General features: G+C 73.4%; 17 protein-coding genes. 15 read left to right on the forward strand and 2 right to left on the reverse strand.

The window, feature by feature from the left end; genetic code table 11:
* The first annotated feature begins 28 nt into the window (after positions 1-28).
* Entirely contained in the window at positions 29-613 is a 585-nt protein-coding gene (locus tag C4J65_RS10300; RefSeq protein ID WP_115742145.1) for a Uma2 family endonuclease, read from the forward strand.
* A 25-nt stretch (positions 614-638) separates the two neighbouring features.
* Here the strand turns inward: C4J65_RS10300 and C4J65_RS10305 are convergent, their stop codons facing one another.
* Positions 639-1,175: an HNH endonuclease gene (locus C4J65_RS10305; RefSeq protein ID WP_011028487.1), complete on the reverse strand. Its 537-nt coding sequence runs from the start codon at positions 1,173-1,175 to the stop codon at positions 639-641.
* 343 nt (positions 1,176-1,518) lie between these two features.
* Between C4J65_RS10305 and C4J65_RS10310 the strand changes: the two genes are divergently transcribed.
* The 14 genes from C4J65_RS10310 to C4J65_RS10380 all read left to right on the forward strand — a co-directional run bounded on the left by C4J65_RS10310 (position 1,519) and on the right by C4J65_RS10380 (position 20,988).
* Positions 1,519-2,625 (forward strand): mechanosensitive ion channel family protein, encoded by a 1,107-nt coding sequence (locus tag C4J65_RS10310; protein ID WP_162833557.1) that lies wholly within the window; start codon positions 1,519-1,521, stop codon positions 2,623-2,625.
* 224 nt (positions 2,626-2,849) lie between these two features.
* A complete protein-coding gene (locus C4J65_RS10315; RefSeq protein ID WP_115742147.1) occupies positions 2,850-4,067 on the forward strand; it encodes an ROK family transcriptional regulator in 1,218 nt (405 codons plus the stop codon).
* 75 nt (positions 4,068-4,142) lie between these two features.
* Entirely contained in the window at positions 4,143-5,480 is a 1,338-nt protein-coding gene (locus C4J65_RS10320) for an ABC transporter substrate-binding protein (protein ID WP_115742148.1), read from the forward strand.
* Between the two features lie 6 nt (positions 5,481-5,486).
* Positions 5,487-6,431, forward strand: coding sequence for a sugar ABC transporter permease (locus C4J65_RS10325; protein WP_115742149.1), 945 nt, complete (start codon positions 5,487-5,489; stop codon positions 6,429-6,431).
* The gene (locus C4J65_RS10330; RefSeq protein ID WP_115742150.1) at positions 6,428-7,336 is read left to right on the forward strand and encodes a carbohydrate ABC transporter permease; all 909 of its coding nucleotides are present in this window, start codon (positions 6,428-6,430) and stop codon (positions 7,334-7,336) included. Before C4J65_RS10325 ends, C4J65_RS10330 begins: the two co-directional genes overlap by 4 nt.
* 7 nt (positions 7,337-7,343) lie before the next feature.
* Positions 7,344-8,609, forward strand: a complete 1,266-nt coding sequence (locus C4J65_RS10335; protein WP_115742151.1) for a 6-phospho-beta-glucosidase — start codon at positions 7,344-7,346, stop codon at positions 8,607-8,609.
* Positions 8,600-9,571: a BadF/BadG/BcrA/BcrD ATPase family protein gene (locus tag C4J65_RS10340; protein WP_162833118.1), complete on the forward strand. Its 972-nt coding sequence runs from the start codon at positions 8,600-8,602 to the stop codon at positions 9,569-9,571. Before C4J65_RS10335 ends, C4J65_RS10340 begins: the two co-directional genes overlap by 10 nt.
* Positions 9,572-9,842: 271 nt before the next feature.
* Positions 9,843-11,207: a hypothetical protein gene (locus tag C4J65_RS10350; protein ID WP_115742152.1), complete on the forward strand. Its 1,365-nt coding sequence runs from the start codon at positions 9,843-9,845 to the stop codon at positions 11,205-11,207.
* Positions 11,208-11,290: 83 nt separating this feature from the next.
* The gene (locus tag C4J65_RS10355) at positions 11,291-12,349 is read left to right on the forward strand and encodes a glutamate ABC transporter substrate-binding protein (protein WP_115742153.1); all 1,059 of its coding nucleotides are present in this window, start codon (positions 11,291-11,293) and stop codon (positions 12,347-12,349) included.
* Between the two features lie 78 nt (positions 12,350-12,427).
* Positions 12,428-13,762 carry a hypothetical protein gene (locus C4J65_RS10360; protein ID WP_115742154.1) on the forward strand — a complete coding sequence of 445 codons (1,335 nt, stop codon included), beginning with the start codon at positions 12,428-12,430 and terminating at the stop codon, positions 13,760-13,762.
* Positions 13,763-13,820: 58 nt separating this feature from the next.
* A complete protein-coding gene (locus tag C4J65_RS10365; RefSeq protein ID WP_115742155.1) occupies positions 13,821-16,559 on the forward strand; it encodes a serine/threonine-protein kinase in 2,739 nt (912 codons plus the stop codon).
* 3 nt (positions 16,560-16,562) lie between these two features.
* The gene (locus tag C4J65_RS10370; RefSeq protein ID WP_115746378.1) at positions 16,563-17,951 is read left to right on the forward strand and encodes a PP2C family serine/threonine-protein phosphatase; all 1,389 of its coding nucleotides are present in this window, start codon (positions 16,563-16,565) and stop codon (positions 17,949-17,951) included.
* Positions 17,952-18,065: 114 nt separating this feature from the next.
* Complete coding sequence (locus C4J65_RS10375) at positions 18,066-19,412, forward strand: VWA domain-containing protein (RefSeq protein WP_115742156.1); 1,347 nt, start codon at positions 18,066-18,068, stop codon at positions 19,410-19,412.
* Positions 19,413-19,458: 46 nt separating this feature from the next.
* Positions 19,459-20,988 carry an FHA domain-containing protein gene (locus C4J65_RS10380; RefSeq protein WP_115742157.1) on the forward strand — a complete coding sequence of 510 codons (1,530 nt, stop codon included), beginning with the start codon at positions 19,459-19,461 and terminating at the stop codon, positions 20,986-20,988.
* 27 nt (positions 20,989-21,015) lie between these two features.
* Here C4J65_RS10380 and C4J65_RS10385 read toward each other — a convergent pair whose 3' ends face one another.
* Positions 21,016-21,990 carry a methyltransferase domain-containing protein gene (locus tag C4J65_RS10385; RefSeq protein WP_115742158.1) on the reverse strand — a complete coding sequence of 325 codons (975 nt, stop codon included), beginning with the start codon at positions 21,988-21,990 and terminating at the stop codon, positions 21,016-21,018.
* Positions 21,991-22,061 lie beyond the last annotated feature (71 nt).

Here is a 22,061-nt window from a genome sequence, read left to right on the forward strand (position 1 = left end):
TGGACCCCCGCAGACCCGGAGGAGCCTTGTGACCGTGACCGCCGACAGGCCGCAGATGCTCGTCACCGAGTTCGAGGAACTCGCCCGCCACGCAGACCGGAGCATAGAAGGCGCGCGGCTCGAGTTCATCAACGGACATCTTGGGGGGAAGGCCGTTCCCGACGGCGACCACGGACGCGTCATCCAATGGCTGACGCGGATCTGCATGCAGCACCGACCCGACCTGTGGCTGGATCCGACACAGGGACTGGTGGTCGAGGCGTACCGGGGCGGCCGTGCCCGGCCGGACGGCTCACTGGCCCCGGCGGAAGCCTTCGTGGGCCAGGGCGAATGGGCCGACCCCGCCCCCGTCCTCATGGTCGTCGAGGTCACCTCGTACGACTCGGACACCGACCGGCGCGACCGGGTCGACAAGCCCCGGGCCTACGCCGGGACGGGGATCCCGGTGTACCTGCTGATCGACCGGGACACCTGCGAGGTCAAGGTGCACAGCCGTCCGGACGGGGGACGGTACGAGACCGTGCAGACGCTGCCCTTCGGCAAGGAGGTCGCGCTGCCCGAGCCGGTCGGGATCGTCCTGGACACCGAGCCGCTGAAGAACTGGGTGCGCTGAGCCGGAGCAGGCGGAGGCCCGGACGTCAGGCGGAGATGCCGTCGATCCGGGCCATGGCGTCCTCCGCGCCGTACGGCTGCAAGTACGGCAACCAGCGCGGGTCCCGGTGGCCGGTGCCGATGATGCGCCAGGCCAGACCGGTGGGCGGGGCCGGTTTGTGGCGCAGGCGCCAGCCCAGCTCGACCAGGTGGCGGTCGGCCTTGACGTGGTTGCAGCGGCGGCAGGACGCCACCACGTTGTCCCACGCGTGCAGGCCCCCGCGGCTGCGCGGGATGACGTGGTCGACGCTGGTGGCGACGGCGCCGCAGTACATGCAGCGGCCCCCGTCGCGGGCGAACAGGGCGCGTCGGGTGAGCGGGACGGGGCCCCGGTAGGGCACCCGCACGAACCGCTTGAGCCGGACCACGCTGGGTGCGGGCACGGTGACGGTCGCGCTGTGCAGGAAGGCGCCGGACTCCTCGAGGCACACGGCCTTGTTCTCCAGGACGAGGACGAGCGCGCGGCGGAGCGGTACGACGCCGAGTGGCTCGTACGACGCGTTGAGGACCAGGACATGCGGCACGGGTGCCTCCTTGGGCGTCGGCGGCGCGTGGCTCGCGCCGGGACGATCTGGTTCAGTCTCCCCTCATGCCTGGTCGTAGCGCCACCATGTCCCGGTAACGGGCTGGGAGTGTTTTCGACCACACGGGGCGCGTGGGCTTGGGCGTGACCGGTTCGGGCGTGGGTGAGCAGTGTCTCCCCCGCCGGTTTCGGGCCGAACCGGGTCCGGTGCCCCGTTAGTGTGGTGCATCTGCCCGTCCGGTGACCTTTCCGTGACCTTGGACCGGACCTCGGACCGGACCGCGCCGGACGGGCCGCCGCACCTGGAGGTTTCCGCCGTGTCCCTGTCCGCCGCCGTCCTGCCCCTGCCGGCCGCCGGTTCGCCGTCTGTGTCCTCTGCGTCCTCTGCGTCGTCACCCTCGCCGTCGCCGTCCCCGACGGCGCCGACCGTGCCCTCGCTGAAGGAGGCCCACGAGAGCGCGACGAACGCCGCGGGCTGGGTCGAGGAGAACTGGTCGACGTGGCTCGCGATCGGGCTGCGGGTGCTGCTGATCGTGGTGATCGCGGTCGTGCTGCGTGCCGTGGTGCGGCGGGCGATCACCAAGCTGATAGACCGGATGAACCGCAGGAGCGGGACGTCCGGGGGCACCGCGCTGAGCGGGCTGCTGGTCAACGCCGAGCGGCGCCGCCAGCGTTCCGAGGCGATCGGGTCCGTGCTCCGCTCGGTGGCCAGTTTCCTCATCCTCGGCACCGCGGCCCTGATGGTGCTCGGCACCTTCCAGATCAACCTGGCCCCGCTACTGGCCTCCGCCGGTGTGGCCGGTGTCGCGATCGGCTTCGGCGCCCGCAACCTGGTCACCGACTTCCTGTCCGGCGTCTTCATGATCCTGGAGGACCAGTACGGCGTCGGCGACAGCATCGACGCGGGTGTGGCCTCCGGCGAGGTGATCGAGGTCGGGCTGCGGGTGACCAAGCTGCGCGGCGTCGACGGCGAGATCTGGTACGTCCGCAACGGCGAGGTCAAGCGCATCGGCAACCTCTCCCAGGGCTGGTCCACGGCCGGCGTCGACGTCACGGTCCGCTCCGACGAGGACCTGGACAAGGTGAAGGAGACCCTCTCCGCGGTCGGCGAGCGGATGAGCAAGGAGGAGCCCTGGAACGAGATGCTCTGGGGGCCGATCGAGACCCTCGGGCTGGACTCCGTACTGCTCGACTCGATGGTGGTGCGGGTCTCCGCGAAGACCATGCCCGGCAAGTCCCTCACCGTCGAGCGTGAACTGCGCTGGCGCATCAAGCGGGCCTTCGACGCGGCCGGCATCGCGATCGTCGGGGGTGCCACGGTTCCGCTGGAGGGCGCCCCGGCCGCCGCCGACCCGACGGCGGGCGTCGCGGCGCCGTCGGCGTACGCGAGCACCGTGTCGCCGCAGTCGGTGGCGGCCTCCCCCATTCCGCCGCCCAGCACCAGCAAGTAGCCCCGCCCGCTGCGCTTCCCGCCCCCGAGGTAACGACTGCGTTGCCTCGGGGGCGGTCTCTTGACGGCTCCTTGCGGCCGGGCCTACGTTCTCCAGCCAACAGGAAACTTTCCTAACAGACGCACGCCGGACGTCCCGCCGGAACGTTTCCCGTGATCCGCGCGGTGGACTTCCCCCACCGCCCCCTGAAAAGCTGAGCGGTCGAGAGGCAGGTGTGGACACGCATGGCAGGAACCGCCGGTACGCCGGGCACCCCGCGCGTCCTGCGCGCCATGAACGACCGGGCCGCGCTCGACCTCCTGCTGGAGCACGGGCCGCTGTCCCGGACCCGGATCGGCAAGCTGACCGGCCTGTCCAAGCCGACCGCCTCGCAGCTGCTGGCCCGGCTGGAGGCTGCGGGGCTGGTCCTGGCCGGGGGGACGACCGAGGGACGCCCCGGGCCCGGCGCCCAGCTCTACGAGGTCAACCCGGCCGCCGCGTACGCCGCCGGGATCGACGTCACCCCGGGCCGCGTCCTCGCCGCGGTCGCCGACGTCACCGGGCGCACCGTCGGCCGGTTCGAGCTGCCCACCCCGGGCCGCCGCACCGTCACCCCCGTCGTCCAGCAGGTCACCGACGCCCTCGACGGCGCGGTGAAGGCCGCCGGGCTCGCCCGCGACGACGTCCACCGCCTCGTCATCGGCACGCCCGGCGCCTTCGACCCGGGCACCGGACGGCTGCGGTACGCCTCCCACCTGCCCGGCTGGCACTCCCCCACCCTGCTCGACGAACTCGCCGCCGCGCTGCCGATGCCGGTGGAGTACGAGAACGACGTGAACCTCGCCGCCGTGGCCGAGCAGCGACTCGGCGCGGCCCGGGGGCACGAGGACTTCGTCCTGCTGTGGAACCAGGAGGGCCTGGGCGCCGCCCTGGTCCTCGGCGGCCGGCTGCACCGCGGCTGGACCGGCGGCGCCGGCGAGGTCGGATTCCTGCCGGTGCCCGGTGCCCCACTGGTCCGCAAGGTCAGCCGCACCGGCAGCGGCGGCTTCCAGGAGCTGGCCGGCTCGCAGGCGCTGCCGGGACTGGCCCGGGAGCTGGGCGTCGCCGACCTGCCCTCGGGGCCGTACACCGAGGTCGCCGCCACCCTGGTGGCCCGCGCCGCACGGGCCGACGCCGACGACGACCCGCACCGCCGGCTGCTCCAGACCTACGCCACCCGCCTGGCCACCGGCCTCGCCTCCCTCGTCTCGGTCCTGGACCCCGAGCTGGTGGTCCTGAGCGGCACCTCACTCACCGCGGGCGGCGAGGCGCTGCGCGACCTGGTCCAGGACGAGCTGGAGGAACTGGCGGCCTCCCGGCCCCGGCTCGCCGTCGGTGACGTGACCGAGCACCCCGTCCTGCGCGGCGCACTGGAGAGCGCGCTCGCGACCACCCGCGACGAGGTCTTCGACACCTCGCGCTGAACCCCGCGCCGCCCCGCCCCGCCCCACCCACTCGCCCCACCCACCTGTCCCCGCCCTGCCCCTGGGAGCTTCGTCATGCCCGGAATATCCAGAAAAGCGGCCCTCGCGGTCGCCGCCTCCGCCTCCCTCGCCCTGCTCGCCACCGCCTGTACCGGCCAGTCCGAAACCGGCGCCTCCGACGACCCGAACGCCGAGACCACCATCACCTTCTGGCACGGCTGGAGCGCGCCCGCCGAGGTGAAGGCCGTCCAGGCGAACGTGGACCGGTTCGAGAAGGCGCACCCGAACATCAAGGTGAAGGTCGTCGGCAACATCAACGACGACAAACTCAACCAGGCCCTGCGCGCGGGCGGTTCGAGCGGCCCCGACGTGGTGTCCTCGTTCACCACCTCCAACATCGGCAAGTTCTGCTCCTCGGGCGCCTTCCTCGACCTGAAGCCGTTCGTCGAGAAGTCGAAGCTCGATCTGGACGCGCTGATCCCGAAGCCGATGCTGGAGTACACCCAGTTCGAGGGGACGCGCTGCGCCCTGCCGCTGCTCGGCGACGCCTACGGCCTCTACTACAACAAGGACGCCTTCGAGGCGGCCGGGATCGAGGCCCCGCCGAAGACCTGGTCCGAGTTCGCCCAGGTGGCGAAGAAGCTGACGAAGACCAAGGGCGACGGGTACCAGCAGCTCGGCTTCATGCCGAACTACCACGGGTACGAGACCGTCGTCGACCACTACATGTCCCAGTGGGACCACGCCTACTTCGACGAGGACGGCAAGTCCGGCGTCGCCAAGGACCCGGCGTTCGCCGAGATGTTCACCTACCAGAAGAAGCTCGTCGACGACCTCGGCGGCTTCGAGAAGCTGGAGAAGTACCGCAACACCTTCGGCGACGAGTGGGGCGCCAAGCACCCCTTCCAGACCGGCCAGGTGGCCATGCAGCTGGACGGCGAGTGGCGGCTCGGCATGGCGAAGGACGCCGGGGTCGACTTCGAGATCGGCACCGCGCCGATGCCCGTCGCCGACGACGAGGTGGCCGAGTACGGCAAGGGATTCCTCTCCGGCACCGTGATGGGCATCGCCCCGCAGAGCAAGAAGCAGAACGCCGCGTGGGAGCTGGTGAAGTACATGACGACCGACACCGGGGCCGTCGTCGCCTTCGCCAACGCCATCCGCAACGTGCCCTCCACCTTCCCGGCCCTCAAGTCGCCCGACCTGAAGACCGACCCGGCGTTCAGGACCTTCCTGGACATCGCCCAGCACCCCGAGTCGAACTCCCCGCCGGCCTCCGTCAACGGCGCTACCTACCAGCTGACCCTCCAGGACTTCGGCTACCAGTACGAGTCGGGCAAGGTGAAGGACCTCAAGGCCGGTCTGGAGAAGACCGCCGCGCAGATCGACCGCGACATCGCGCAGGCGAAGTAGCGGTCCATGGCCACCAACACGCTCCGCGCGAAGCGCCGTTCCTCGGCGCTTCGGACGGCGGCCTTCATGTCGCCCTGCCTCGTCGGGTTCGGCGTCTTCTTCGTCTACCCCCTGGTGTCCACCGTGTACTTCTCGCTGATGAAGTACGACGGCTTCGGCGTCCCGGAGTTCCGGGGCCTGGAGAACTGGGCGTACGTCTTCCAGGACTACCCGCTCTTCTGGCCCGCCCTGCGCAACACCCTCTGGCTGGTGCTGGTGATGGTGACCTGCCGGGTGGTGTTCGGGCTCGGGGTCGGGCTGCTCATCACGAAGATCAGGACGGGAGCGGGGGTCTTCCGGACCCTCTTCTACCTGCCCTACCTCGCCCCGCCCGTCGCCGCGACGCTGGCCTTCGTCTTCCTCCTCAACCCCGGTACGGGGCCGGTCAACTCGGTCCTGGAAGGACTGGGCGTACCGGCGCCCGGCTGGTTCACGGACTCCGCCTGGTCCAAGCCGGCGCTGACCGCGCTCGCCGTGTGGGGCGTGGGCGACCTCATGGTGATCTTCATGGCGGCGCTGCTCGACGTACCGAAGGAGCAGTACGAGGCGGCCGAGCTGGACGGGGCCTCGGCCTGGCAGCGGTTCCGGTTCGTGACGCTGCCGAACATCTCGCCGATCGTGCTGTTCGCCGTGGTCACGGGCGTGATCCAGACCATGCAGTACTACACGCAGCCGCTGGTCGCCGGGAAGGTCGCCTCGGGGATCATCGGCGGCTCCGGCCAGTCCTTCGAACCCGGCTATCCCGACAAGTCGACCCTCACCCTCCCCCAGCTCGTCTACAACCTCGGCTTCCAGCGCTTCGACTACGGCTCCGCCTGTGTGGTCGCCCTCGTGCTGTTCGCGCTGGCCATGGCGTTCACGGCGCTGCTGATGCGCCGCCGGGGCGGACTTCTCCAGGCAGGTGACCGATGACCCAGGTATCGACGGCCGAGGCGCCGGCCCGGCCCGTAGCGGCCGGCAGTCCGCCGCCCACCGAGGAGCGCACCGCCCGCCGACGCGTCCTGCTGCACTGGATCGCCGTCCACTCCCTGGGCGTGGCCGCCGCCCTCTTCTTCACGCTGCCGTTCGTCTTCGTGGTCCTCACCTCGCTGATGAGCGACCAGCAGGCCCTCACCCGGGACCTGTGGCCGCACACCTGGGAGTGGGGCAACTACCGGGCGGTCCTGGACACGCCCGGCTTCCTCACCTGGTGGAAGAACACGCTGCTGTACGCGGGGCTCGGCACCGTGCTGACCGTGGCGTCCTCGATCCCGGTGGCGTACGCGCTGGCCAAGTTCCGCTTCCGGGGCCGGCACCTGTCCCTGATGCTCGTGATCTCGATGATGATGCTGCCCCCGCAGGTGATCATCATCCCGATGTACCTGTTCTGGGCGAAGCAGCTGGACCTGTCCGGCACGCTGTGGCCGCTGATCATCCCGATGGCCTTCGGCGACGCCTTCTCCATCTTCCTGCTGCGCCAGTTCCTGCTGACCATCCCGGACGAGTACCTGGACGCGGCGAAGGTCGACGGCTGCGGGGAGCTGCGGACCCTGCTGAAGGTCGTCCTGCCGATGGCCAGGCCGGGCATCGCGGCCGTCGCCCTCTTCCAGTTCTTCTACGCCTGGAACGACTACTTCGGCCCCCAGATCTACGCCTCCGAGAACCCCGGCGCCTGGACCCTCTCCTACGGCCTGGAGTCCTTCAAGGGCGCCCACCACACCGACTGGAACCTCACCATGGCCGCGACCGTGCTGGTCATGGCCCCCGTGATCCTCGTGTTCTTCTTCGCGCAGAAGGCGTTCGTCGAGGGCGTCACACTGACCGGAGTAAAGGGTTGATGACTTCATGAAACTCACCGTGGTCGGCGGCGGTTCGACCTACACGCCCGAACTGATCGACGGCTTCGCCCGGTTGCGGGACACGCTCCCGGTGGAGGAGCTGGTGCTCGTCGACCCGGCGGCGGACCGGCTGGAGCTGGTGGGCGGTCTCGCCCGCCGCATCTTCGCCAGGCAGGGGCACGGCGGCCGCGTGGTCACCACCTCCGACCTGGACGCCGCCGTAGACGGCGCCGACGCCGTACTGCTCCAGCTGCGGGTCGGCGGCCAGGCGGCCAGGCAGCGGGACGAGACCTGGCCGCTGGAGTGCGGCTGCGTCGGGCAGGAGACGACCGGCGCGGGCGGGCTCGCCAAGGCGCTGCGCACGGTGCCGGTGGTGCTGGACATCGCCGAACGGGTGCGACGGGCCAACCCGGACGCCTGGATCATCGACTTCACCAACCCGGTCGGCATCGTCACCCGCGCCCTGCTCCAGGCCGGACACCGGGCGGTCGGGCTGTGCAACGTGGCCATCGGGCTGCAGCGCAAGTTCGCCGGGCTGCTCGGGGTCGCACCCGCCGACGTCCACCTGGACCACGTCGGCCTCAACCACCTCACCTGGGAGACCGCCGTACGGCTCGGCGGCCCCGAGGGCGAGGACGTGCTGCCGCGCCTGCTGGCCGAGCACGGGGACGCGGTCGCCGCCGACCTGCGTCTGCCCCGGCCGCTGCTGGACCGCCTGGGCGTCGTTCCCTCCTACTACCTGCGCTACTACTACGCCCACGACGAGGTCGTCGACGAGCTGCGCAGCAAGCCGTCGCGCGCCGCCGAGGTCGCGGAGATGGAACGGCAGCTCCTCGAGATGTACGGCGACCCGGCCCTGGACGAGAAGCCCGCGCTGCTCGCCAAGCGCGGCGGCGCCTACTACTCCGAGGCGGCCGTCGACCTCGCCGCCGCCCTGCTCGGCGGCGCCGGCTCCCCGTACCAGGTGGTGAACACCTACAACCGGGGCACGCTGCCCTTCCTGCCCGACGACGCGGTGATCGAGGTCCCGGCGGCGGTCGGCGGCAAGGGCGCCACCCCGCTGCCGGTGGCGGACGTGGACCCGCTGTACGCGGGGCTGATGGCGAACGTGACCGCCTACGAGGACCTGGCCCTGGAGGCGGCCCTGCGCGGCGGCCGGGACCGGGTCTTCCGGGCGCTGCTCGCCCACCCCCTGGTCGGCCAGTACACGTACGCCGAGCAGCTCACCGACCGGCTGATCGCGCACAACCGGGAGCACCTGGCGTGGGCCTGAGCGCAAGCGTCCTCGCCGTCGACGCGGGCAACAGCAAGACCGACGTGGCCGTGGTGGCCGCCGACGGCGAGGTCCTCGGCACGGCGCGCGGCGGGGCCTTCCGACCGCCCGCCGTGGGGGTCGAACGGGCCGTGGACGCCCTGGCGGACGCGGTGACGCGGGCGTTCGCGGCGGCCGGGGTCACCTCCGTCGACCACGTGTCCGCGTGCCTGGCAAACGCCGACCTGCCCGTGGAGGAGGAGCAGCTGGCCGCCGCGCTGCACGCGCGCGCGTGGGGCACGAGCGTCGAGGTCCGCAACGACACGTTCGCGGTCCTGCGGGCGGGCGTCGACGAACCGTTGGGCGTCGCCGTCGTGTGCGGGGCGGGCGTGAACTGCGTCGGCATGCGCCCCGACGGCCGGACCGCCCGCTTCCCGGCCATCGGCCGCATCTCCGGCGACTGGGGCGGCGGCTGGGGGCTGGCCGAGGAGGCGTTGTGGCACGCCGCGCGCGCGGAGGACGGCCGCGGCGGGCCGACGGAACTGGCCCGGACCCTGCCGGCCCACTTCGGCCTCGACTCGATGTACGCGCTCATCGAGGCCCTGCACCTGCGCCGGGTCGAGCCGGTACGGCGGCACGAGCTGACCCCGGTGCTGTTCGCCACGGCCGCGGACGGCGACCCGCTCGCCCGGTCGGTCGTGGACCGGCAGGCCGACGAGGTGGTGGCCATGGCCACGGTCGCGCTGACCCGGCTCGACCTGCTGGCCGAACCCGCGCCGGTGCTGCTGGGCGGCAGCGTGCTGGCGGCCCGGCATCCGCAGCTCGACGGGCGGATACGGGAGCTGCTGGCGGCCCGCGCCCCCAAGGCCGTGCCCAGGGTGGTGACGGCCCCGCCCGTGCTCGGCGCGGTGCTGCTGGGGCTCGACCGCGTGGGCGCGGCCCCCAGGGCCCGGGAGCGGGCCCGGGAGCACTTCACCGCCTGAGCCGCCTGAGCCGTCTGGGCCGTCTGGGCCGTCTGGGCCGTCTGGGCCGTCTGGGCCGTCTGGGCCGTCTGGGCCGTCTGGGCCGTCTGCGTATCGCGCCGTGTCGGCGCACGGGAACCGGTACGGGGAACCGAACCGGTTCCCGTGGCGTATTCATGGGCAGGGGTGGTGCGTTGCACCGGGATCACATCAAGATCGGATGAAGGCCGGTGCGAATGTCGGTGCGGACGGCGATACTTGCGGCGACGGATGACCATGGGGGAGGTCAGCAGTGACTCAACCGCCGAAGAGCGGCGCGGCACCGCCGCCGGACACGGCGCCGCGTCGTACCGCCTTCGCCGAGGGCGTGGACCGGCTGCGCGCGGCGGCGGTCACCGAGCCGGGGCGGCTGCGCATCATCGGCGCGCTGCTCGCCGTGCTCGTCGTCGCCTTCGGCATCGTCACCGCCTGGCAGACCAGCGAGCGGGCCGCGGCGGCCGACGACGTGCTGACCCGCAGCCAGCCGCTCAGCTCCGCGGCGGCCGACATCTACCGCTCCCTCGCCGAGGCCAACACCGCGGCCTCCAGCGGCTTCCTGGCCGGCGGCCAGGAGACGGAGGACTCCCGCACGCGCTACGAGAACGGGATCCGCGCGGCCGCCGAGGGGCTCGTGACGGCCGCCGCCAACTCCGAGCCGAGATCGCCCGCGGCGACGACCATCGCGAAGCTCAACCGCCTGCTGCCCGAGTACAAGGGCCTGGTCGAGCGCGCCCGCACCTACAACCGGCAGGGCTTCCCGGTCGGCGGCGCCTATCTGCGCTACGCCAACGAGAAGATGCAGAAGGAGATGCTCCCGGCGGCGGAGGACCTCTACAAGAAGGAGAACCAGCGGCTGGGCGCCGACTACGGCGACGCCAAGCCCTACCCCTGGGTGGCGATCGCCCTCGGCCTGGTCCTGCTCGGCGCGCTGGCCTGGGCCCAGCACCGCACCTACCGGCGCACCAACCGCGTCCTGAACCACGGGATGGTCGCGGCGAGCGCCGCCTCCGCGGTCGTGCTGCTCTGGCTGGTCGTCGGCCACGGCGTCGCGCGGTCGAACCTGACCGACTCCTACGAGCACGGCGTGCGCTCCCTGAACGCGCTGAACGAGGCCCGCATCGCCTCCCTCAAGGCCCGGGGCAACGAGAACCTGACCCTGGTCTCCCGCGGCGCGGAGACGACCAAGGTGGGCGACAGGACGTACGACTCCTACGACCTGGCCTTCGGCAAGAACATGGACAGCCTCGGCAAGGCGCTGGCCGAGGCGGAACGGCTCGCCGACGACAAGGCGGGCGAACAGCCCGTCGGCACGGCGAACGGCAACATGACGGAGTGGAAGAAGCGCCACACCTCGGCCCGTACGCAGGACGAGAACGGCAACTACCAGCAGGCACTGAACCTGGTGATCGGCGGCGACGGCGCCACGGTGGAGTGCTTCGACGGCGTCGACGCCGCGCTCGCCACCGCCCTGAAGCACGAGAAGGCCGAGTTCGAGCAGGCGGCGGGCGACGGTCTGGACGCGATGGGCTACCTGCCGCAGGGCGCGGGCGTGCTCGCCGCGCTGGGGGCGGCCGGCGCGCTCATAGGCATCGGCCGCAGGCTGTCGGAGTACCGGTGAGGCGGGCGGCGGGCCCGGCGGGCCGGCGGGAAGGGGTGCCCGTGCGGCCCGTGGAGGCAGGACCCGTGACAGGGGGCGTGAGGATGCGTGCCGGACGGTTGCGGACCGGCCTGAGGGGCTGGGGCGGAGTGGGGGCGATGGCCTTCGCGTGCGTCCTCGCGGTGCTGGCGGCCCTGCTCCTGCCGGCGGTCCCCTGGCACGGCGGAGGCGGAGGCGGAGGCGGGGGCGGTGCGGAGGCCGACGGCCTCGGCGCGGCCCGCGGCAGCCAGGCGCGGGCCGCGCAGGAGTGCACCGACCCGGAGAAGCAGACCCTTGTCCCGTCCGGGGCCGACGGACCCACCGTCGACGCGATCCGCGCCCGCGAGGGCGAGAAGCGCAAACTGATCGTCGGCGTCGACCAGAACAGCTTCCGCTGGGGCTACCGCGACCCGAACAGCGGCGGCGACGCCGAGCTGGAGGGCTTCGACATCGACCTGGCGCACCGCATCGCGAAGGACGTCCTCGGCGACGAGGACGCCGTGCAGTTCAAGGCGATACCCACGGACCAGCGCGTCCCCGCGATCCAGGACGGCCGGGTCGACATGGTGGTCCGCACGATGACCATCAACTGCGACCGGCTGGAGGACGTCGCGTTCTCCGCCCCCTACTTCAGGACCGGCCAGCAGGTGCTGGCGCCCAAGTCCTCGAAGATCACGGGGTACAACGGCACGCTGGCCGGCAAGGAGATCTGCACGGCCGCCGGTTCGACGGCGCTGAGCACGCTGGAGCAGGACCAGAAGGACGGCAGGCCGGCCGAGGGCGTCGATCTGCGCACCACGGTGCCCAACCAACTGGACTGCCTGGTACGGCTCCAGCTCGGCGAGGTCGACGCGGTGGTCACCGACGGCGCCCTCGCCGCGAGCCAGGCCGCGCAGGACCCGACGGTCGAGCTGAAGGGCGACGCCTTCACGACCGAGTACTACGGCGTGGCGATGAAGAAGGACGCCGACGATCTGGTACGCCGGGTCAACCGGGTCCTCGAACAGTGGCGCGCGGACCAGGCCGACGGCTGGCAGCACTCGTACGAGCAATGGCTGTCGGAGACCATGGACGACCCGGCGAAGTCGCTGCCGCCGACCCCGCAGTACCTGCGCCGGAGCTGACCGGCGGCCGCAGCGCAGGCGTAGAAAGAACGAGTACACGCGAAGCACGGGCAAGTCCGCGACGGCGAGAGGTGATCGATGGGCGACACGGGACCCACCGGGCCGGTGATGGACCGGGACGAGGTGGACCGTGCGCTGGCGCGGCTCGGCGCGGAGCACGAGGCGATCGAGACCTCGCTCCTCGCCCTCCAGGACCACGCGGGCCGCAGACTCCTCGAGGGCGCCGAGCTGACCGGTGTCACCGCCGAGCGCTGGAGTGCCGCCGAGGCGTCGATCACGCTGCTGTGGACCTACTTCGACGCGTACACGGGCGCGCTGCGCTCCGCCCGGGAGATCCGTTCCCGGCGCCGCTGGTCCAGCCGCGAGGACCTGGCCGAGCTGACGGAGCTGCTGCGCGGCGAGGCCGTGACGGTGGCCGGAGGTGCCGCCGCCACCGCCGGCGCGCCCACCCCGCACGGCGGTCCCGGCCGGCTCAGCGAGCGGTACTCACTGGTCACGCTGGTGGACCGGATGAACCAGCTCTACGCGACCTCCCTGGACATGGTGGTCGCGGCCGACGCGGTGTGGTCGGCGCTGCCCGCCCGGATCGATTTACTCGCCGCCGAACTGCAGCGCACCCGCAAGCTGGCCCACTCCGTGGGCGTGCGCCCCGGCGAGCACCCGGCCGGCGACGACCTGGAGCGGATCACCCGCACCCTGACGCGGCTGCGCGAGCAGGTGATCTCCGACCCGCTGGCCTTCTGGACGCCCGCCCAGGGCAGTTCGGCGCCGGGCGGCGGCCGTCCCGACACCACGGTGTACGACCGGGAGGCGCGCGCCCTGGAGGAGGTGCGCCGCGAGATCGACGCGGTGCTGGCCGTGCGCCAGGACGCCGAGCAGCGGATCGTGCGGCTGCGGGACGTGCTCTCACGCGCGGACCGCACGCTGGCGGAGGCCCGTACCGCGCGGGGCGAGGTGCTGGCGAAGATCGCCGCGACGGAGGTGCCGGTGGTCGGCGGGCCGCCGATCGTGCTCCAGGAGCAGCTGGCGGCGGCCGCCGAGTACCGCAGGCACGCCCAGTGGCACCGGCTGTCGCCGCTCCTGGAGTCCCTGGAGGAGAAGGCCGAGGACGAACTGCTGCGGGCCCGGGAGTCGTTGACGGCGGTCACCGCACCGCTCGCGGTCCGCGCCGAGCTGCGCGGCCGGCTGGACGCGTACAAGGCGAAGATGGCCCGGCTTGGCCACGCCGAGGACCCCGAGCTGGCCGAGAAGTACGAGAAGGCGCGCCGCATGCTGTGGAGCGCGCCCTGCGACCTGCGCGTCGCCGAGCAGGCCGTGCTGCGCTACCAGCACGCGGCGGCCGAACTGCTCGGCACCGCACGGCGCGTGCCCGGCCAGGGCGGACCGGTGGACCGGACGGGGCCCGGCGCATGAGCGGCAACCGGCACCCGGGCGGCGACCGGCGCGGAAGCGAGAAGGGGGAGGCAGCGTCATGAGTGAGGCAGGGCGGACGTGTCAGCGTCCCGGCTGCGGCGGGACCTACGAGGACATGGGCGGCGGCGAGCTGTACTGCGACACGTGCGGTCTGGCGCCGGTCGTGGCGGCGGGCGGCGCGCTCGGCTCCACACCGACCGGCGTCGCCGGAGGCGGAGGCGGAGGCGGCGGGGGCTCGCGCGGGTCACGCGGCTCGTCGGGCAGCGGCGGTTCCCGCTCCAGCGCCCGCAGTTCGCGTACCTCGTCCCAGTCGTCGCGCTCGTCGAAGTCCCGGCGCTCGGTGTCCGGCCGGCTCTCCCGGGCGGTCTCGGGCCGCTCCACGGGGCGTTCGGTGTCGGTGCGCAGCTCCGGTTCGGGCGCGGCTTCCACCGGGCGCGGGCGCCTCGGCGCCGGTCTGGTCGAGGTACCGGCGGTGCCGCGGCCCGACCCGCGCGAGATGGTCATGGACCACCCGGAGGTGCCCGAGCGCAAGCGGTTCTGCTCGCGCTCGGACTGCGGAGCGCCGGTCGGGCGGGCGCGTGGCGAGCGGCCGGGCCGCACGGAGGGCTTCTGCACCAAGTGCGGCCACCCGTACTCGTTCGTGCCCAAGCTGAAGGCCGGGGACGTGGTGCACGGCCAGTACGAGGTGGTGGGCTGCCTCGCACACGGCGGGCTCGGCTGGATCTACCTCGCCGTGGACAAGGCGGTCTCCGACCGCTGGGTGGTCCTCAAGGGCCTGCTGGACACCGGCGACCAGGACGCGATGGCGGCGGCGATCTCCGAGCGGCGCTTCCTCGCCGAGATCGAGCACGCCAACATCGTGCGGATCTACAACTTCGTCGAGCACCTCGACCAGCGCACCGGCTCCCTCGACGGCTACATCGTCATGGAGTACGTCGGCGGCAAGTCGCTCAAGGAGATCGCCAACGCCCGGCGTTCCCCCCAGGGGCGGCGGGATCCGCTGCCGGTCGAGCAGGCCTGCGCGTACGGCATCGAGGCGCTGGAGGCGCTCGGTCACCTGCACAGCCGCAAGCTGCTGTACTGCGACTTCAAGGTCGACAACGCCATCCAGACCGAGGACCAGCTCAAGCTCATAGACATGGGCGCGGTGCGCCGCATGGACGACGACGAGTCGGCGATCTACGGCACGGTGGGCTACCAGGCCCCGGAGGTCGCCGACGTCGGCCCGTCGGTGGCGTCCGACCTGTACACGGTGGGGCGGACCCTGGCCGTGCTGTCGTTCGACTTCCAGGGCTACACCACCGTGTACGCGGACTCGCTGCCGGACCCCGACAGCATCGAGGTCTTCCGGCACTACGAGTCGTTCTACCGGCTGCTGGTGCGGGCCACCGACCCGGATCCGGCCCGCAGGTTCGCCTCCGCGCAGGAGATGGCGGAGCAGTTGACGGGTGTGCTGCGCGAGGTGGTCTCGCTCCAGACGGGCCGCGCGAGGCCCGCCGTTTCCACCCTGTTCGGGCCCGAGGTGCGGGTGACGGACACCGAGCTGTTCCCGCGCATGGACGGCGACGTGTCGCGGCTGGGGGCCAGGGCGCCGCGTACGAGAGGACCGCGGGGCGGCTCCGGTGCGGCCCTGCCGGGCGGGGCGGGCGCGGCGCCCGCGCTGCCGGGCGGGTCCGGTCCGGCCGTGGGTGCGCCGGGCGGGACCGTCGCGCACGCCCCGCCGGTCGGCGCGGGTACGGGGGCGGCAGCGGCGGGTGCGCCGGTGTCCGCGTCGGGGGGCGCGAGCGCCTCGCTGCCGGGTGCGGTCAGCACGGTCGGCGGTCCCGGCGGTCCCGGTACCGGCGGCTTCGGCCTGGTCAAGGGTGCCGACGCGTCCACCGCCTCGCTCGCGCTGCCGGTCCCCCGGGTCGACGCCGGTGACCCCAACGCGGGCTTCCTGGCCGGCCTCATGGCGTCCGCTCCGGCCGAGCTGCTGACCGCGCTGGCCGCCGCTCCGGCGCCGTCGACCGAGACCCGGCTGCGGCAGATCCGGGCCCGGCTGGAGAACGGCGACGCGTCCGGCGCCCTGGAGGCGCTGGGGTCCCTGGAGGGTGAGCGCCCCGACGACTGGCGGGTGGTCTGGTACCGCGGTCTTGCCGCGCTGGTGACCGGCGCCCACGAGGACGCCGCGCTGGCCTTCGACGCGATCTACGACGCCTTCCCCGGCGAGATCGCGCCCAAGCTGGCGCTCGGCCTGTGCGCGGAGGTGCTGGGGCAGCTCGACAACGCCGCCGAGTACTACCGGCTGGTGTGGTCCTCCGACCCGAGCCACGTCAGCGCGGCGTTCGGTCTGGCCCGGGTGCAGCTGGCCGCCGGTGACCGGGCGGCCGCCGTACGGACGTTGGAGTCGGTGCCGGAGTCGTCCGTCCACTGCACCGCGGCGCGGGTGGCGGCCGTACGGGCGCGGCTGCGGCAGCGCACCGCGGCCGCGGGCGACCTGGAGTTCCTGGACGACCTGATCGCCGCGGCGCGGCAGGTCGAGGCGCTGGACGTGTACGGTCTGGATTCGGCGCGGCGCGAGCAGCTGTCGGCCGAGGTCCTCGGCTGCGCGCTGGACTGGGTACTCTCCGGAGGTCGGGGTTCCGTCCCTCCCGCCGCCGGAGGACGGACGCTGCTCGGCAGCGGCCTGGACGAACGTGGCCTGCGTTTCGGCCTGGAGCGTTCGTACCGCACGCTGGCCCGGCTGGCGCGGGGCGGCGAGGAGAGGATCGACCTGGTGGAACGTGCCAATCGTTACCGCCCCCGGACGTGGGTGTAGTTGATGTCGCAGATGCCCCAGCAGGCCGCTGTGCCGAAGTGCCCGAGCTGCGAGGAGCCCCTCGAGTCGGGTGACCGATTCTGCGGTGCGTGCGGATACGACCTGTCCGTCGTGCCCGCGCGGCCCGAGGACAGCCCGACCCTCGCCATCAACGGCGCGGTGCCCCCGCCGGACGGCGTGGACTGGCCGGTGGCCCGGGACTCGGACGGCCACGGCCACCCCGCCCCGGTGCACGCGGCGGCCGAACTGCCGGGCACCGACTCGGGCGGCTCCCCGCTGCCGCCGCCCCCGCCGCCGCCCGCGGTGCCGCCTTCGGCACCGGCGGCTCCCGCGGCACCGGCGGGGTCGCCCGCGCCCGGAGTGCGGCTCGACCGGCCGGGGGAGCCCGACGAGTACCCCTTGCAGGCGCCCGACCCGCGGCTGACCGCCGAACAGGCGGCTCCCGAGCCGGCCCCGGCTCCCGCACCGGCCGCGGCCGAGAAGGTGTGCGTGGCCTGCCGCGCGGGCCGGGTCGACGACGACGGCTACTGCGAGAACTGCGGGCACGCCCAGCCCCGCGAGCGCGACCACATGGAGCAGGAGTCCGGCCCGATCGCCGCCGTCAGCGACCGCGGGCTGCGCCACCACCGCAACGAGGACGCGTTCTCGGTGGGCTGCACCGCCCTGCCCGACGGCGCCCCCGCCTCCGTGGCGATCGTCTGCGACGGCGTGTCCTCGGCGACCCGCCCCGACGACGCCTCCCTCGCCGCGTCCCGGGCGGCCGGCGAGCTGCTGCTCGGCGCCCTGCCGCGCGGCACGCACCCGCAGCAGGCCATGCACGACGCCATCCTCGCCGCCTCGCACGCCGTCAACGCGCTGGCCGACGAGCCCGCCACCGCCCGCGAACAGGCCCCGCACCAGAACGCGCCCGCCTGCACGCTGGTCGGCGCCGTGGTCACCGCCGGGCTGCTGGTCGTCGGCTGGGTCGGCGACAGTCGCGTCTACTGGGTCCCGGCCGACCGCACCACGCCGCCCGCCCGGCTCACCGAGGACGACTCGTGGGCCGCGCAGATGGTCGCCGCCGGCCTGATGAACGAGGCGGAGGCCTACGCCGACGAGCGCGCCCACGCGATCACCGGCTGGCTGGGCGCCGACGCCTACGAACTGGAGCCGCACACCGCGTCCTTCAAGCCGGACCGCGCCGGTGTGGTCGTGGTCTGCACGGACGGCCTGTGGAACTACGCGGAGTCCGCCGAGGAGATGGCCGAGGCCATGCCCCCGGACGCCGCCGACCGCCCGCTGCACGGCGCCCGTGTTCTGGTCGGTCACGCCCTGGACGGCGGGGGCCACGACAACGTAACAGTGGCCCTCCTGCCGTTCCCGGCCCCGCCGCAGGGGGCAGGATCGGCCTGAGGCCCCCGCACGGACACGGGTGGAGGGGCGGCCTCGCGGACCGCAGGGGGCGGCCCGCGCCAGCAAGCCAAGACCCCCACTGCTGTGGGGACGTAGAGGGGGATGCGATCCGGCATGGCCAATTTCTCGAAGTCGAACGTGCCGCAGTTCGCGGTGGACGTCTACCAGAACGAGTACCTGCCCGAGGGCGGGCGTGAGGTCAACGCCATCGTCACGGTCACCGCGACCGGCGGCGGCACGGTCGGGAGCGCGGTCGCCGCGCCCCATCTGTACTCGCCCGGTCAGGGGCCGTCCGCCGCCGTGGCGTTGATGGTCGACTGCTCGGGCTCCATGGACTACCCGCCGACCAAGATGCGCAACGCCCGCGACGCCACGTCCGCCGCGATCGACACCCTGCGCGACGGCGTGCACTTCGCCGTGGTCGGCGGCACCCACGTGGCCAAGGAAATCTACCCGGGCGGCGGCCGGCTCGCGGTCGCGGACGCCACCACCCGCGAACAGGCCAAGCATGCGCTGCGCCGGCTGAGCGCGGGCGGCGGCACCGCCATCGGCACCTGGCTGCGGCTGGCCGACCGGCTGCTGTCCACCGCGGACGTCGCCATCCGGCACGGCATCCTGCTCACCGACGGCCGCAACGAGCACGAGTCACCGGAGGACCTCAAGGCCGCGCTCGACGCCTGCGCCGGGCGTTTCACGTGCGACGCCCGGGGCGTGGGCACCGACTGGGAGGTGAAAGAAGTCACAGGGATCGCCTCCGCGCTGCTCGGCACCGCCGACATCGTCGCCGATCCGGCCGGCCTGGCCGCCGACTTCACGCGGATGATGGAGACGGCCATGGGCAAGGAGGTCGCGGACGTCGCGCTGCGGCTGTGGACCCCGGTCGGCACCACGGTGAAGTTCGTCAAGCAGGTCGCCCCGACCGTCGAGGAGCTGACCGCCCGCCGCGCCGAGGCGGGGCCGCGGGCCGGTGACTACCCCACCGGTTCCTGGGGCGACGAGTCCCGCGACTACCACGTCTGCGTCGAGGTACCGGCCGCCGGCCTCGGCCAGGAGATGCTGGCCGCCCGCGTCTCGCTGGTGATCCCCGAGCCCGACGGGAGTGTCCAGAACCTCGGCGCGCAGGGTCTCGTACGGGCCGTGTGGACCGACGACATGACCGCCTCCACGTCGATCAACCCCCAAGTCGCCCACTACACCGGGCAGGCCGAACTGGCACAAGCCATCCAACAAGGGCTCGATCTCCGCAAAGCGGGAGACATCGACGGAGCAACGGCCAAACTGGGCCGCGCGGTTCAGCTCGCCGGAGTCTCCGGAAACGCGGATACGGCGAAACTGCTTGCGAAGGTGGTGGACGTGGTGGACGCGGCGGCAGGTACTGTGCGACTGAAAGCGAAGGTCGAGGAGGCCGACGAGATGACTCTCGAGACCCGGTCGACCAAGACTGTTCGTGTGAAGAAGTGACGCTCAACAACCGCGCGACACGCCCGCAAGAGAGGGAAGCTCCGACATGCCGACCTGCCCGAACGGACACCAGTCGGGTTCCGACGACTGGTGCGAGGTCTGCGGTCACCGCATGGCCGGTGCCGTGCCGCCCCCTCCGCCGCCACCCCCTCCGGGCGGCGGCTACGGCTTCCCGCCGCCCGCCGGTCCGGGCGGTCCCGGTGGCGGGCCCGGCGGTCCGGGCGGCGAGCCGCAGTTGTGCCCGCAGTGCCGCACGCCGCGTGAGGGCGGTGCGCCGTTCTGCGAGGAGTGCCGGTGGAACTTCCTGACCAACACCGCCACCTCGTACACCCCGGCCGCCCCGCGCCCGCCGGCGTCCGGTGGCCCGGCGCCGCACTTCGGGCAGCCGCCCGCGGGTCCGTCGTACGGCGGCGGTGACGCGTACGACTACCAGGGCTCCCGCCCGTCCCAGATGAACCGCCCCGCAGAACCGATCCCCCCGGGCCCGCCGCCCTTCGGCGCCGACCCGGCGGGTCGCGGAGGTCCCGGCGGTCCCGCAGGCGGCCCCGGCGGCCCCTTCGGCCCTGGCGGGCCCGGGGGTTCCGACAGGCCCGGTGGGCCCGGTGGGCCTGGTGGACCTGGTGGACCTGGTGGTTTCGGCGGCCCCGACGGACCCAACCGTCCCGGCGATTTCGGCGGCCCGGGCGGCCCAGGTGGTTCCGGCGGCCCCAATGGTCCCGGTGGTCCGGGCGGCCCCGGTGGTCCGGGCGGCTTCAACGGCGCAGGAGGCCCCGGCGGTCCGAACGGCCCGTCCGGTTCGCCGGCCCCGCCCGGCTTCGGCAGTGATCCGTCGCGTCCCGTCCCGCCTCCGCCCGGCCCCGTCCCGCCCGGCGGCACCGGCGGCCCTGGTGGGCCCGGCGGTCCAGGTGGCGCTCCGCAGGGGTACCAGGCCGGTCCGTCGGTCCCGCCCGCCTTCCCGCAGGAGGCCAACCGCCCGCAGCAGGGCGGCCCGTCCTTCGGCGGGGACGACTGGGTGCTCCCGCCGCCGACGTCCGGCGCTCCGGGAGGTCCCGGCGGACCGGGCCCGGCCCAGGGCGGCGGGTACGGCTACCCGCAGCCCGGCGCCACCCAGGCGCCGCCGCCTCCGCCCGGCCAGGGCTTCCCGCAGCAGCCGCAGCGGCCTCAGCAGCCGGCCACCTGGTCGGCGACGATCGGCCCGGACCGCGAGTACTTCATGGCGATGATGCAGCGCTCCGGCCCCGAGGCCGCGGGCCTGAACCTGCCCGCGTACTCGCCCGAGCAGCAGCGCACGCTCACCGGCAACCAGATCACCATCGGCCGTCGGCGGCACTCCACGGGCGACGTCCCGGACATCGATCTGGCCGTGCCGCCGGAGGACCCGGGCGTCTCGCACCAGCACGCGGTGCTGGTGCAGCAGCCGGACGGCAGCTGGGCGGTCGTCGACCAGAACTCGACGAACGGCACGACGGTCAACGGCGGCGAGGAGCCGATCCAGCCCTTCGTGCCGGTGCCGCTCCAGGACGGCGACCGGGTGCACGTGGGCGCCTGGACGACGATCACGATCCGCCGCGGATAGGCGGGGCGGCGCGACCGGCCCGCACCGTCAGGGGAACGGCCAGGCGTAGGGGCCCTCGGGGTCGTCCAGCCACGCCCAGACCCGTTCGCCGCTGACGGTGATGCCGTAGCGCTCGCGGCGCGGGGCGTCCTCGCGCTGCCACAGCGCGTACGCCTCCTGCGGATCGAGCCCGCCCCGGCTCAGCGACAGCAGGAAGCGGAACAGGTCGTCCTCCCGGGCCCGGCGCGGTACGCCGCCCAGGCCCGGTGTCTCGGGCGCGGCGCGGTCCGCGCCGCGCAGCGGTACGAAGTACGCGGGCGTGTGCAGGAAGCGCCCCTCGGCGTGCTCGGCGTCGCGGACGGTGAGGACGACGAGACCGGTGGCCAGCGGGGCCAGGATCCGGCCGCCGGGGCGGCACTGGGCCGGCCAGGCGCGCGGCACCGAGGGCAGCGTGCAGGTGGCGAGGATCCGGTCGTAGGGGGCGCGTTCGGGGACGCCGCGGGCGCCGTCGCCGGTGACGACGGCCGGGCGGTACCCGGCGGCGTCCAGGTGCCGGCGGGCCGACTCGGTGATCTCGGGGTCCAGGTCGACGGTGGTGACCAGGTCGTCGTCGCCGAGCCGGTGGGCGAGCAGGGCGGCGTTGTAGCCGGTCCCGGCGCCGATTTCCAGGACCCGGTCGCCGTCCCGCACGCCCAGCTCGACCAGCATCATCGCCATCAGCGAGGGCTGGCTGCTGGAGGAGAGCAGTTCGCCGTCGCGCATCCGCGTCGCCAGCGGGGCGTCGGCGTACGCGCCGCGCACCCAGCGCTCGCGGACGCCCGGGTCGGGGTCCTCGCCCCACCGGCGTTCGTAGCCGCCCCGGACGCCGACGTAGTAGTACGGCACGAAGAGGTGGCGCGGGACCTCCCGGAACGCCTCCCGCCACACCGGGTCGGCCGTCCAGGCACCGCTCAGCTCGATCTCCCGCACCAGCTCCGCCCGCGCGGAAGCGGCGAGGCTGTCCAGGTCCTCGTACCCGCCCATGCTTCAACAGTACGGGCCGGGCGGGCCGTGGGCAGGGTCCCTGAGCGGGTCCTAGGTCTTGAGTCCTATGC

The organism is Streptomyces sp. CB09001 (assembly GCF_003369795.1).
Taxonomy (GTDB): Bacteria; Actinomycetota; Actinomycetes; order Streptomycetales; family Streptomycetaceae; genus Streptomyces.